This window comes from Streptococcus gwangjuensis (assembly GCF_028156745.1).
GTDB classification, from domain to species: Bacteria; Bacillota; Bacilli; order Lactobacillales; family Streptococcaceae; genus Streptococcus; species Streptococcus gwangjuense_A.
The window spans coordinates 1-14,103 of sequence record NZ_JAODJG010000029.1 but is presented as its reverse complement, the minus strand read 5'-3'; the positions used below and the strand labels follow the sequence as shown (position 1 = coordinate 14,103).

At 33.2% G+C, this 14,103-nt stretch carries 8 protein-coding genes and 1 pseudogene; all 9 read right to left on the bottom strand.

Annotated features, from left to right (window positions below; translation table 11 throughout):
- Nucleotides 1–96: 96 nt before the first annotated feature.
- Nucleotides 97–1,008, bottom strand: coding sequence for a DUF6287 domain-containing protein (locus N5909_RS02380; protein ID WP_271630729.1), 912 nt, complete (start codon nt 1,006–1,008; stop codon nt 97–99).
- Nucleotides 1,009–1,604: 596 nt separating this feature from the next.
- On the bottom strand, nt 1,605–8,099 hold the full coding sequence (locus tag N5909_RS02375; RefSeq protein WP_271630727.1) for a S8 family serine peptidase: 6,495 nt from the start codon (nt 8,097–8,099) through the stop codon (nt 1,605–1,607).
- Nucleotides 8,100–8,692: 593 nt separating this feature from the next.
- Nucleotides 8,693–9,404 (bottom strand): annotated as a pseudogene (locus N5909_RS02370) (hypothetical protein).
- Nucleotides 9,405–9,647: 243 nt separating this feature from the next.
- Complete coding sequence (locus N5909_RS02365) at nt 9,648–10,154, bottom strand: DUF5085 family protein (protein WP_261027372.1); 507 nt, start codon at nt 10,152–10,154, stop codon at nt 9,648–9,650.
- Nucleotides 10,144–10,593, bottom strand: a complete 450-nt coding sequence (locus N5909_RS02360) for a hypothetical protein (protein WP_261027371.1) — start codon at nt 10,591–10,593, stop codon at nt 10,144–10,146. Before N5909_RS02360 ends, N5909_RS02365 begins: the two co-directional genes overlap by 11 nt.
- Nucleotides 10,590–11,255 carry a lantibiotic ABC transporter permease gene (locus N5909_RS02355; RefSeq protein WP_261027370.1) on the bottom strand — a complete coding sequence of 222 codons (666 nt, stop codon included), beginning with the start codon at nt 11,253–11,255 and terminating at the stop codon, nt 10,590–10,592. The genes N5909_RS02360 and N5909_RS02355 overlap by 4 nt, the downstream gene beginning before the upstream one ends.
- A gap of 65 nt (nt 11,256–11,320) precedes the next feature.
- Complete coding sequence (locus N5909_RS02350; protein ID WP_261027369.1) at nt 11,321–11,986, bottom strand: lantibiotic ABC transporter permease; 666 nt, start codon at nt 11,984–11,986, stop codon at nt 11,321–11,323.
- Nucleotides 11,987–12,035: 49 nt separating this feature from the next.
- Complete coding sequence (locus N5909_RS02345) at nt 12,036–12,701, bottom strand: lantibiotic ABC transporter permease (RefSeq protein WP_271630725.1); 666 nt, start codon at nt 12,699–12,701, stop codon at nt 12,036–12,038.
- A 1-nt stretch (nt 12,702) separates the two neighbouring features.
- On the bottom strand, nt 12,703–14,103 hold a 1,401-nt coding region (locus tag N5909_RS02340; RefSeq protein WP_271630724.1), incomplete at its 5' end, for a dTDP-6-deoxy-3,4-keto-hexulose isomerase.

Here is a 14,103-nt window from a genome sequence, read left to right as displayed (position 1 = left end):
AAAAGAAAAGAAGCCCTAATGAGCTTCTTCATTCTAGCGATTGCAACAGTATTTCTGAACTAAAACAATCGAAAATTAGATTCTAAACTAGTTTTTCTAGTTCGTATTTTTCTTTTCCTTAGATTCTAGAGAAGTTTTGATTGCTTCGCGTTCAGCCTGTAGTTGAGCTAAATGCTTCTCCTCTTCCTCAAGTTTACTAGTATCTGGTTTTACACGATAGTAAACATCTTCTGGTCTTGACAACATCGCTTCATACTGCTGTCCTGCAAACAGTCTCTCTTCGTCATGATTGCTTTTATCTGTTAGTTTTCCATCATCACCTGGTTTCATGACAACTCCACTTGGTACGGCAACTACCACAAATCCTCCAGCGATAGAACCTTTAGTGTGTGCACTTAGACTTTCAATTTCTTTAAATTTGGAATCTGAACTTCGATTTTTCAGATGAGAGTAACTATTGTCCAATTCAACAGTATATTCAAATTTTTGACCATCTCTAAAACTAGTTATATAAATTTCACCAGATTCATTAATGATATATTCATTGCCCGACGGTGTACGCCATGTGCCTTTCAAACTAGATAAATCATTATTTCTTAGTGCTTCAATATCCAGTTTCGGAACTGCAGTTTCTTCTTTTAGCTTGCTAACTACCTTCTCTGACTCAGAGACCTTGCTATCTAAACTGGTTAGCTGTTCCTTGAGTTTTTGAATCTCCTCTTCTTTCTTCTTCTCATTCTCAGACGCTTTCGAAGTATCTATCTCTTCTTTACTTGTGTTCTCTTTTTTAGCAACTGAAGAAATGGCTTCATTTGACTCTTTCTTTGCGTTAGGTGAGAATAAGAAGATACTTGCTAGGATTGCAACAACCAAAAGACTAATAGCAATGCCAATATAGACTTTTATTTTAAAAAACTTACCTCTAATCTTAGATGGAGAAGAGCCTTTCACTCCCTTCGAGACAGTTGATTTCGGACCATTTTTCTCATCAAAATTTTTCTTAGTCATAGTATTCCTCCCATTTTTCACTATATTTCACCTATATCTTAAACAAATTCGCAAGATTTGTCAGTATCCATGAATGGATGGATTTTCAAAAAAAAACCAATTAACTAACCCTTAAATATTGGCATCAATAGAATCATCCATTAAACTCTATATCGAATTTATTAACATAAATTATACCATAATTTTTAAGAATTTTATATATTTTTATAGTCTAACTATTATAATTAACGGAAGCTATCCTTTCATATTATTCACTTATATTTATAAAAATTCTAATAGGTGTAGTTTCTTATCATACTTCATATAGACTGTACTTCATCAAATAAATCTTGAGTTTTTACTACAATTGTAAAAGCACAATTTTTAATATATAGTTCGATACCGTATTTTGTGAAATTGGTAAAATCCAAAAAATCTTCCTATCTGTAATAAGAAGATTTTTTGTTATCTAAATGAAGTTCATTAATACATTCTAAAAGAGTATAATTATCAACGTAATCTTAAAAATTCAGTATTAAATAGTAATTGTCAGCAAACTGTTTAACCATCACAGTATCTAATCTCAACACATAAACATTTTTTATATAGATTTTGTCTTAATCTTGATCTTTTTTCTTCAATCCAAGAAGTGCTCCTACTATAAACAATATTCCAGCAATAAATGGTGTAAGAACTGCTCTAACTGTTCCGGTTTTTGGCAACCTGTCATAATGGTTAGTATCCGACTTACTATCAATGTTAGTATGTTTATTAGCTATGTTCGCTTGTTCATTAAGATGGACTTCCTTATTATTTTCAAAGTTATTATCAAGAACTGTAGCTTTGACACCCTTAGTTGAATCAGATTTTTGTGAATGATTTGCTCTTTGTAAGTCCTCTTTTCTATGACTTTGATTTAATTGACTAGGATTTGCCTGTGTGTTGTCTTTCTTTTTGGATACATCAAAAGTAGGTTTATTTTCCTCCTCCTTTTTCTCCTCTATTTTCTTGAATACAGGTTTTATAAGGGTATCTTTTGATAAATTAAGAACATAGCCAGTGTCTTTTTTCCCTTCGAAACCAGCAATTTCCCAACCATCAAATTGATAGCCTTTTTCTAATTCCCCCTTATAGACAGGTAAAATGAAATCTTCTTCCGACACTATCGTTGAACTCATTTCTTTTCCATTTTGAATGGTCACAGTTACCATCTGAGGTTTTAATTCACTTACCTCTCCCGTATCTTTGTTTAAAATGAATTCTTTTACGGTTGTATTTCTTGCAAAATCTTTTACAACTATCTTAATGTTTAGTGTCTTATCTGCTATTTGTTTAATATCAGCAAATGATTTGTATTCTTTTCCATTTACATAAATATGTTGTTCTTGAATCTCACCATCGAATCCATTATTTCTTTTATCATTGATATTAAAGACTACAGATTTTCCATCAGCATATTCGATACTAGTATTTCCCTTAGGATCAATCTTTACTTCTGGTTTAACATTATCATATAAAAATTGATAGTGTACTCCAACTGCTTTCGCATTCAAATCGCTATAGCCAGTTTGAAGATAAACATTTCCATCCATGTCTGTTACCTTATCTGGGAATCCGTTTGCTTTATAGTCTTTCATCCCCCAGTCCATGATGTCACCATCTTTAACATTAAGCTTAATGTTAAAATCTCTAGTGTTATCAATGTGTAAATCTCCATAGATTAAATAATTATCTACAACCGATTCATTAACTCTCAACTCCCAGTTAAAACCACCCTTATCAGAAATCTTACCTCTTAAATAAAATTCTGGATTTCGTACATAAATTTTATTAGATTTAGATGGATTAAAGTAGTTCTTGTCCATTGAAAGATTTACTGGTTTTGCATCAATAAATAACGTAGAGCCATCTTCTTTTATAGCTTCTACATTGGACATATCCTCTCCTGTGTACTCTTTACCATCCTTACCAAATAATACCAGTTTAGAAGAATCTGTCACAAGATTTCCATCTTTATCGATTGCTTCCCCTTTATCATTCATTTTAAATGTAAACACTTGATACCTTACAATGTTAAAGCCGTCCAAAGCCGACATTAATACTGATTGAATACTTCTTCCATCTTCAACATTTCTACTATCAGCATAAATTATTTTTTCTGATAAGACTCTTAGATTAGGATTGGCCTTTTGGATTTTTGCTATATCTTCCTGGCTATAAACTCCATTTCCTTCTAACATATCCGTTTTTCCAGGATTATAGGTAGTCACTTTTAGTGCATAGCCTTTTCTTAAAATGATGTTATCCTTTAATAGATATTGTTGTTTTTCTGAATCAGAATAGATTTTACCAGTTTCCATCTCCGTTAAATTGGTTGGTTTATTTTTTGAAAGATCTCCTTCTCCTAATTCTATGACATTCCCATAACTTGATGCATAGGGATATTCCGTTTTAGTTTCCTTATTTTTTTCAGGCATTCTAATTTTAGTCTCAGCTTTTATCTGATCATCATCTTTAACAAAGAATCTCATATCTCCTGCAAAAGCTAACCCATCCACAATATCATTAACATTAGCGTATAAATCAAATGTCATCGTTTTTGAATGCGAATCATACTTGGTCGTTTTGATTTCTATCGATTTATAGTTATTTCCATAATATACCTTGGCACTTTTAGAAACATTACTTATCTTTCCAAGAATTTCAAAGTGTCCATCTTTAGACGGGCTTAGAACACCATAAATTTTTGATTTGATTTCGTCAAGTTTTTCAGTTTCATATTCTAAGGCACTACCATCGTCATAAGCAATGATATTTCCCTTATCATCGTATTTATAATCGTATTCCTCTGTTCTCTTACCAGTTTCACTTGTAAAGTCATCAACTTCTCTAAATTTCTTTTTAATGAGTTTCTTTAAGTCTTTGCTTTCAAAGTCTCTAATTGTTGAAATGGCTTTATTGATAGTAAAGCTAGATTTTTCTTCGGTAGCCTCTTCATTGTCTTGATGATGTTCTACTTCAGTTGTATCTTTTTTAAGACTATCTTCTTTTCTATTTTCTAAATTTTTAAATTTAGATTCGGCAATCTCGCCAAGCTTTTGGTATTTAGATGAATCTTGATCAGGATCTACTAAATAATAGGAAATCATCCCCTTTTCATCAGCATAATCAGCAAATTTAATTCTATGAATCTTTGTGAAATTGCTAGAGCCATCTAGTGCAATGACTTCAATGATTTTTCCTCTTAAATCTCCTGCACCTTTAATTTCATAAATGGTATTTCCATCTTTGTCAAGTTTCCTATTTCTTCCTTGACCCTCACCTGCATAAGTTACTTCAAGATTTTTTTCAACCTCTCCATCTTCATTAACAAGAGCGGCTCCTGCATACCAAACTTCGTTGGCAATCTCGTCAAATTTTTCAGGATGTTCTTTCTGATCTCTCGCAAATAGCGTTTCATTCTTGTATTGCTCTTTTACCTTGTGATAAGTATCCTTTGTGATCAGCTTAATTTTTTCAGGATTTGAAAAATCAATCGAAACAATCTTAGGGGCTGTGTTATCAATTTTTACAGGAATATAGGAAACCTGCCATGGATAATCTTTAGTTAATCTATATTTAAATTTATAGAAATATTGACCTTCTGCAATTGGTTCAAATTGACCTCTTATCTTAGTAGCAGGATCTTTGGTATCCTTGCTTTCTGGTGCATTTTCTTCTCTACCTCTAGGGTTATAAATGAGTCCATCCCATTTCAAGTCACCCCAAACTTTTAGTTTAGAAGATTTGATTCCCTTTGCATCATTTCTTTTAGAGTTTAAAATTCCTTTAATAAAGTGTTCTCTCGAAATGACTTTTAAGTCGATTTGATTTTCTCCCTCTTTATTTGTATTTACTATTGAAATCAATCCTTCTTCTGCACTTCTTAATACAAGTGGAGAAGGTGTTAATCCTCTCTCAAGTTGAGCATCTTGAGGATTTCCATTTGAATCTAAAGGATAAATTTTAGCAATCTTAGAACCACTTGATGATGGTGCGTTGATCCCTTCGTTATTGAAAGCAAATAATTCTGGATTTTGATCTAGGGATGTTGTATTTTTATCTTTTCTATTTTGTATAACTCCTGCTGGATTAAATTTATCTATACCATGTTCTCCACCAATCCCCTTATTTAATGTTCCTGGAATTTTCGGTTTACCATCATCATCATAACCTTCCATTGTTTTTGATTTTGACCCTTCTTCCCAGGCCCATTTATCAAGGATTGGTTCATGGTTCCAATTCCCAGCAAATCCCATTAGAGGCATCGATAAAGAAGGTTGGAAATTTGTTTTCTTCCCATTGGAGTTTAGAGCTTCCATTTCTTCCACTGATTCAAAATGAATAAATGATTCTACAAATTTATTTTTGTTTTTGGCCTCCCCAACATTTATAACCGCATTTAAATCAAAGCTAGAATTTGGTCCTATAGTGAAAGTGTCATGCTCAAATGTGATATTTGCTCCTTTGACTTTTTCTGGGTGAATTTCTGGAACAATTTGCTTCCCATCTGGAGATTTTTCGTCTTTGTATGTTTCATCCAGTTTGAGTCTGTCAGTTAGAGCATCTGTAGTTACGGTTGATGCTGAAACTTTAAAGGTCAAAGGTCTGTTTGATGTATTGTGAAGCTTAATTGTAAAATATTTTTTATCTCCTTTTATTTCTTTAAGAGAAATAGAACCATAAGAGTTTACCAAGCCTTTAGAATCCGTGTTTTTAAAAGTCGCTACGACTTCATTTCTCAAAGCATTGGCCACATTAATTAGCCCTGCCCCCTGTTGTCTAGGTGATGCAAAGTATTGACTTTTTTCTTTCCAAGACGTTGCATCCATCATAGGACGTGCAGTATTTTGTAGGGCTATTTTTGTAAGACTTGTAAGATCTATTTTGTCATCTCCCTTAAGATTTTTCAATACAGGTCTTTCAAGCATTTCCTTTAACTTTGGTCTAATCAAAACAGTAGAAGCTGCCACGATTGGAGTTGCCATACTAGTCCCTGACATATAACCATAAGTTGATTTACCATTAATGACATTGAGAGTGGATTTAATATTTTTACCAGGTGCTGAAACATCCGGTTTTAAAAGTAAATCTGTTCTTGGCCCCCAAGATGTAGACCCTGCTGGGACTATAATATCTTCTTTATACAGTTCTTTGTCGGTGTCAGGTGCAAACTTAAAGTCAATTTCTTTTTCATCACCTACATTCGGTTTATTAGAATTATAGCTTGCCATATCAATTGGATAGTATTGCTCCAATTTATCTTTAAAATCTTCTTTATTATTTCTTTTGACTTTAGTTTTTTTATCAGGGTTAATCATATTCCATAGCTTTACACCATCATCTCCTGAAATTGAGAAAACTTGACTAGTAGTTCCTTCATCCTCCTCATATCCCATAGCTGGGAGCTCTGTCCAATTATCTCTATTGTAGTAATTTACAGTATTTACAACCATAATGGCACGTGCGCCCTTATCCGTTGCTCGTTTAAAAGCATTTTTTAAATCCTTTGTATAAATTCTATCCATTACTGCAATTTTGCCCTTAAGATCCAAACCTATCAAATCTTGGTCTTGACCTTTGCCTATATATACAAATTTCAATTTACTAGGAGCTTTTGAACCATCTTCGTTTGTTATGATTTTATTCTTATCGAAAAAGGCCCCTATATTTCTGTATTTAAAACTTTCTCCTCCAATCTTAACTTTATCAAACTCAACTGTTTGATTTTTAGCAGAAGCAACTGCTATCGCATCTTCATGTGCTGCAGTTCGTGTTACATTTCCAGTGTCGGTCATTTTCAGATTATTATTTGCCACTAAATCCCATGAAGAACTTGAAGCAGAAGTTGCATAGTTACCTGTAGCTACGACCATTGGAATGCCTGCTTTTCTTAACGCTCTAATAGCTTGCCAATATTTCTCACCTACAAGGCCCGTTCCTGTAAAGCCAGATGATACCGAAACAACATCAACATTGTGTTTGATTGAATCTTCAATAGCATGAAACATTGTTTCATCCCCTGCGAAGCCAGATCCTGCGTCAGAGTACATTTTATAAGAGAAGATCTGTGCATTAGGCGCAATTCCATCTATTCCGTTAAAGTTTTTGATATCTTTTTCAGTATCATTTCCCGCAAGAATCCCTGCAATATGCATCCCATGTGGATCAAAATAATCGCTTCCATCATCAGCTTTTTCTACAGTAATTTTACCACCATTATAGTAATTGAAAGCATGAGGAATTTTATCACTCAACCAGAAATTTTTATCCGTACCTTTTAAGTCTTCTTTTTTAAATCTCATTGAGCCTTTAGCATCATCATCGATTCTCATAGCTTTATGTCTATAATCAGTCCCAGTATCAATGTTTGAAATGACCATACCCCGACCATCAAAGTTTTTCCCAAATGGAGCATTGATAGATTTTAGGTAATCGATTGCCTCTTCAACTCCAATTTCTTTTCTAGCATGATTCATCATTGGCTGGACTTTTTGTGACCGTTCAACCGATGAGATACCTTCTATTAGTTTAATTTTGTCCAGATTATCTTTGGTTGTTTCAATAGCGCTACCGTTAAAAATTCTATCATAAGTATATAAGACTTTTGTATTCTTAAGATTTGATAGTTCCTTGATTGCTTTTTCTCCAGATTCTTTATCTTTAAATTCAGCAATATAGACAAGTCTATCTTCTTTTTTGGGACTTTCCGTGTCTTTACTTGCAGATGGGGCTGCGTTATCTCCTTTGTATTGATTGGAATCTTCTTTTTTGATTGTTGCTTTTTCATTGTTAGTTTTATTGTCTATCACAGATTCTTTACTAACAACTTCTTTTTCCTCAATAACTGTTGTTTTCTTCTCTTCAGTATCCTTTGAAGTTTCTATAGCATTATGAATATCTTCATGTTTTTCTTTGTTTTCGTTTTGTTTACCTACTACTACTTTTTCTTTATCAGAGATACTTAAAGCATCTTCAGAACTAGATGTATCTGCTAAGACTACCTCATTAGGGACATATGCTGCTAAAATAACTGCAGCTGTGGTTAATGACAATACTGTACTTTTTTTCATTTTAATTCCTTACATATTTATTTAACTTCCAATAGATAGAAAACTTTAACTTTGCTAGCCTTTGTTATAAAAAGTTTTACTAAGTATTATCTAGGAAATAGAGTGGTACATTTATATATAATTGTTAGCTCTCTGAAAAATAGTATATCAATTAAAAAAATTTAAGTCAAGAAAAATTAAGGGATATTAATTTTATTTTTAATATGTGTTAAAAAAGATATAAAAATTTCGTACTTAACTGAGATACATTATCAGCACATTCACACCATCAAAAATAGTAGCAATCAAGTTGAAGCACTACTAGAATCACAAAAATAGACATAATTGATGCAATAACAATGCTATTTAACAACATAAATAACCGATAAGAACTAGGCTTAACGGTTATTTTCTACATATCTAATTTTGCAAATCTTCAGTCATATATTCACCTGTGACCTAGGCTTTACAAGTGCCTTGCTCTAGCAACTGAGCTAAATCGGCGATTACACTTACAGTATAGCACTCTAAGAATAGGTGTCAAGAAATTTTCATCTCCCTTGAATTGTCAAATTAAGTGCACCTTTCTTAGATATTTACAAATGATTTCATTTCTAAACTAATCCATCGCTATCAGGGTGCTTCTTTATATAAATAGCTGCATAAATCGCATCTACCATAACAGCTGGTAGCGTCAAGGTCAACAAAATTCCCAATAAAACACCAAAAACAATCTGAATATAGCCTGTTAGGAGAGAGGGAATGATTGTTGCCCCAGCAAAAGCTATAGCAACATTATTCCACCATGTTTTCTTTCTATCTTCCTCTTTTACTTGATTAAAAGCCCAGACTTTCCCCTGATTCTTTGGAATATAGTACCAAGCATAGAGGCCACAAGCAAAGATAAAAAGAAACATCATCAATATTACATAAAATGGAGTGAGAGGGGATTGATATATCTCCTTAGCTCCTATAGAACTACCGTCTGAAATAACTATTAGTAAACAAATAAAATTTGTAACTATCACTAAGCTTAACACTGTAAGGGCTATCAAATAATATGTTAAAGTCTTCCAGGCATTTACCAAATAGGGAATAAAGGAAATGATAACACCAAGTATATTCACAACACCGCAAAACAAAGAAAGTCCTTTAAAGATGCCTAGATTGTCTTCATAAGTTCCACCCACATACAGAAAACCAGTTAATGCTAAAGCAATCCATGGATATACCTAAACTGACACCCTGTGTGACCAAAGGACCATGGTATCTTTCTCTTTCTATATCAGTAATCTTTGCTTTATTTTTTCTATTTTTCTTTACCATCAACTCCACTCCTATCGTTTGCAAGCCTTGACCAATTTCATATATATTTTATGAAGACATCCTTAGCTGCATCCGTTACAGAGAAAGGATAACTCTTAAAATAAACTGGGACATCTATAAAACATTTCCAGCATATCCTCTATAAGCTCCTAACATGAAGGATATACTTTTTGACAAATATATTCGTCTGATACATTTCCCAACCCACTCAATACATGCAGTGACTAAATTTTAATTCCACATTTACCATCCAAATATTTCTTCAATAGACTGAATACCTGAAAAAGTCTCTTTTAACACACCTACTTTTATATCTGTATAGACTTTCCCATCAGAGATTGTGGTGAAAAAGAAGGGAGGGGTCAACTCACAATGTCCCTGATAATAGATATAACCCGCTAAGAAGCTTATCCCCTCTTTCACTGACTCATCATCTGGTTCTAAAATTCTAGTTGAAACAGTATTTAAAACTTGAAACAGACTGTGATACAAAAAGTCTTCTGGCAAAGCATCTTCAATATACTCTTCTTCTACTGGGATAAACAGTTCCATCAACACATCTTGATTTTCTTCTAACTTGGAATTAATCGTATAAAAGAAAGGTCCTCGAAGCGTATATCCTGCTTTTCTTACTTCTTCTAAAAAAGCGTTATAAGTGTCCGGCATCTCTTCTTGCGATACTGTATAATACCTTGAGATAACATTTCTATATTGTATATCTTGGTATTCTCCCACGTTTTTAAATATCATCTGAGATCTCCTTAATTGGGATATTCATTTCAACAAAGTGCTGTCCAAATATTGGGAAAATAGACAGAAAAACTGTATCTCCCAGCATTTCTAATCCCTCATCATGAATATACTGCTTCATTTCTTCAATTTTTGGAAGGAAATGTTCATCAAATGGAGTTACCTCAGAGACACACTGCTTAATTGTAAAATGTTCTAGATATTGAAATTCATCATTTCCTTCAATTGGAATGTTTGTCGGAATATAGACCTTAAACGAGGCTTCTCCTGGCTTTCCAAAAGTGCTCAAACATGTTTCAATCGTTGTCGGACCATTTTTATAGACCCCTGTTTCAAATAATAATTTTTCACAACTTTCAATCAAATCTAGAAAAGATTCCATAGGAACTTTTTTCTCTGTATAAGCAATATTGCTGATATCTATTCTAATTAATTTCATTTTATTTCTCCTCTATAAATAAAGTTTTTCGTGCTTTTCTTTTTCCAACCGTTGAATACTCGTGCGTACTCAAGCCAATATAACGGAAGGCATGAAATACCTAATCCTACAATACTAGTAGCAATATATTCCACTGGCAACATAAATAAACGGGCTATAATTGCTAAAATTGCTGCTAATGAAGCAACAATAAGTGGAGGAATGTGTAAGATTGTCTTCCTGAACTCTCCAGATGGTAAGGTCTTAGCTTTAGGGACGATTAACAACTGGTAAATAAAGGTGAGTAGCTGAAAAATAAGGCTCAATCCAATTAACTTCATGAAAATAGACCAGTAGTCATCTCCTAAAAATATAGAACTTCCAAAAAGTAATTCTACATGAGAAATAAGCACAGAACTAGCTGGCACCAATTGCAAAATTTTTGTTTTGGAAAACTTTTGGAATAGCAAGAATATGAACACTAGTAGCACTATATGATAAATAGTAAAACGAAAAACTATCATACTCATATCATGCGACTCCTCTTTGATAAAAAAAGAACCTATAAATATCAGTAAAGAAAATATTACTTCAATTGCAACAGACCGTAGAAAGTCAGAGTTCTTTATAGGACTAGTATCTACAACTGCCATATTTAAAAATTCATAGTACTTTTCTCTCATCCTTTCATCCTATCCTCCTATCCTCCTATCATGAGCTGTGCTATTACTAGCCATTCTAATTAATTTTATTTTATTTCTCCTCTAAAAATAATGTTATTAGTGCTTTTCTTTTTCCATCCTGTGAATACTTGAGTATAACCGAGAATAAAGAACGAGTTCCATGAAATAATCATCCCTACCAATCCGATGATAACATAGATTCCAGATAACATAAAGAATCGTGTTATTAGTACTATTGCTGCTGACATTATTGTTACAATAAGGGTTGGTAAGTGTAACAAATTCTTCTTATGCTCAGTATCTGGCATTTGTTTTACTTTTGAAACAATTGATATTTGATAAAAAAAGTTTATCACCTGAAAAGCAACGCTCAATCCAATGAAAAGAAAGAATATCGATAAATACTGTTCCCCAAAGAATATAGAGCTCAAAAAAAGAAGTTTAAAATGAAGAAAAAGAAACGAAGTCGTCGGAACTGATTGTAATAATTTTGAAGCGGAAAATTTTTGAAACAACAAAAATACAAGCAGTACTATTACCATATGGACAATAGTAACATGAATCAAAAATATACTAAGATTATGCATTTGATTCTTTGTAAATATGGAAACAATCAGTACTACTGAAGTAAATAGAAATTCGACTAAAAATACAAGATAGAAATTCAAATTTCTCACTGGTTTATGACCTGTCATCAGTATATTCAAAAATTCATAATATCTTTCTTTCATCTTATCCTCCTAGCATGATCTATGCTATTACTAGCCATTCTCATTAATTTTATTTTATTTCTCCTCTATAAATAAAGTTATTCGTGCTTTTCTTTTTCCAACCGGTGAATACTCGTGCATACTCAAGCCAATAGTAGGGAAGACAGGCTATGCTCGCTACAACAAGGGAAGTAATTATATATATTCCTGGCAACGTAATTAAATGTGCTATAACTACTACAATCGCTGAAATAAATATGCAAACAACAGAAGGAAGAAATAAAAGATTCTTCCTATACTCACCATGTGGTAATTTCTTAGCTTTAGGGACAATTAACAACTGGTAAACAAGGGTTAGTAACTGAAAAATAAGGCTTAGGCTAATTAAAATCGTGAATACAGACCAGTAGTTCTTACCCCAAAATAGAGAACCCCAGAAGAGAAACTCAACATGAGAAATTAGAATAGAACTAACTGGAATCAATTGCAATAATTTTGATTTGGAAAATTTTTGGAATACCAAAAACATGAACAACGAAACCAATATATGATAGAAAGTGATGTAAAGGATAATCATACTCACATCATGCATCTCACCTTCTCTAAAAATAGACACTATAAATATCAGTAAGGCAAAAATTACCTCCATCGCTACTGACTTTAAAAATTCAGAGTTCTTTATAGGACTAGAATCCACAACCGCTAAATTCAAAAATTCAACATACTTTTTTTTCATCTTATCCTCCTACAATTCCTGCCCACCATTTTTTCAACCCTTTTGAAAATCCAGTGTGTTTATCTAGCGCATTTAAGCCCAAACTAATACCTCCTCCTACTAGCATTGTTATACCACCTATCGCCATAACCGATGCCGTAACAGGAAGAAAAATTGTGGCTGCAGCAGCCCCACCAACAACAGCCAACGTCCCTATTCCCACATTCTTGAGAGTATCAATCGTAACACCTCCAAATTGAGTAGCTATATACTTTTCACTTCCAACTGTCATATTTTTGCTAACAGCAATATCATGTGTTTCTCCCATTCCGTCTACAATATCTACAGCAGAAAATACCACATTTGCAATCGCCATACCTTTACCCAATTTGCCCATATTCTTAAAGCTATCTGATATCTTAATCCCTTCAGTAGGATGTATTGAAAATATGTTTGACAAACCAGCTGTTGCTGAGGAAAGTGCACTATCTTTCCCAGCCTTAATGATATTAGGACGGAAAGGTTGCATCATATCCTCGTACTGACTTCGAATATTTGTTCCCTTATTTGTAGTAATCTTACTGTAATTGTGACGTCGGTTTATACTATTGCGACTGTAAAATTTATCATAGCCTAACAATTTATCTAGCTTTTGCCCAATAGGTGTTGTACCATGATGAAATATTAAATTTCCTTTATTGTCTTTTGTAATTCTAGAACCCAAATACAAAACATTAGCAGCATCTAAAACGGTTGTAGTTTTACTATATAAATCGCTAACTTTGCTATATGGAGAGTCGTTAATTAATCTTAATAGTTCTGGCTTTGCCAATTCTGTTGGATAACGTTTTCCATACTCTGCAATCGCTGCGATATCCTTCTCATCTAATTCGGTTTTGTTTTTAATTTTATCTAAAACATTTTGGTAATTTTGGATCACCTCAGAACGTTTCGTCCACTCACTATTAATATTACTAGCCCAAGGAGCTTGTCCCTCTACTTTAAATGTCCCCTCAAACTTTCCAAAGTCACCTGTGACTTGTTCGAAACCTTGAAAAACTAAGGTCTGTAAGCTTTCTGAATCCGAAAACTGACCACTAGTCGAGCTCGCAAACGACTGCAATTTTTCTAATTTCCTTTGTAACTCATCTCGCTTACTCGTCGCATTTGAGATAACTCCTCGAACATTACTTATATATATAGGATTGACGTCCTTTAGATTATATAAACTATATAAAATAGATTCATAAGTCGAAATGGTTGTATTCTTCGCTTCAATTTGCTGTTGAAGTATCTCCTCATCTAGACTTTCTCCACCGACTTGTGAATAGTAAAGAGTCGGTAGTTCACCGGCTTTTCCTCCTAGACTCTCTGAAAAGAGGATAACTCCTCTAAGTAGGGGAACCATTATATTTTCCGCATA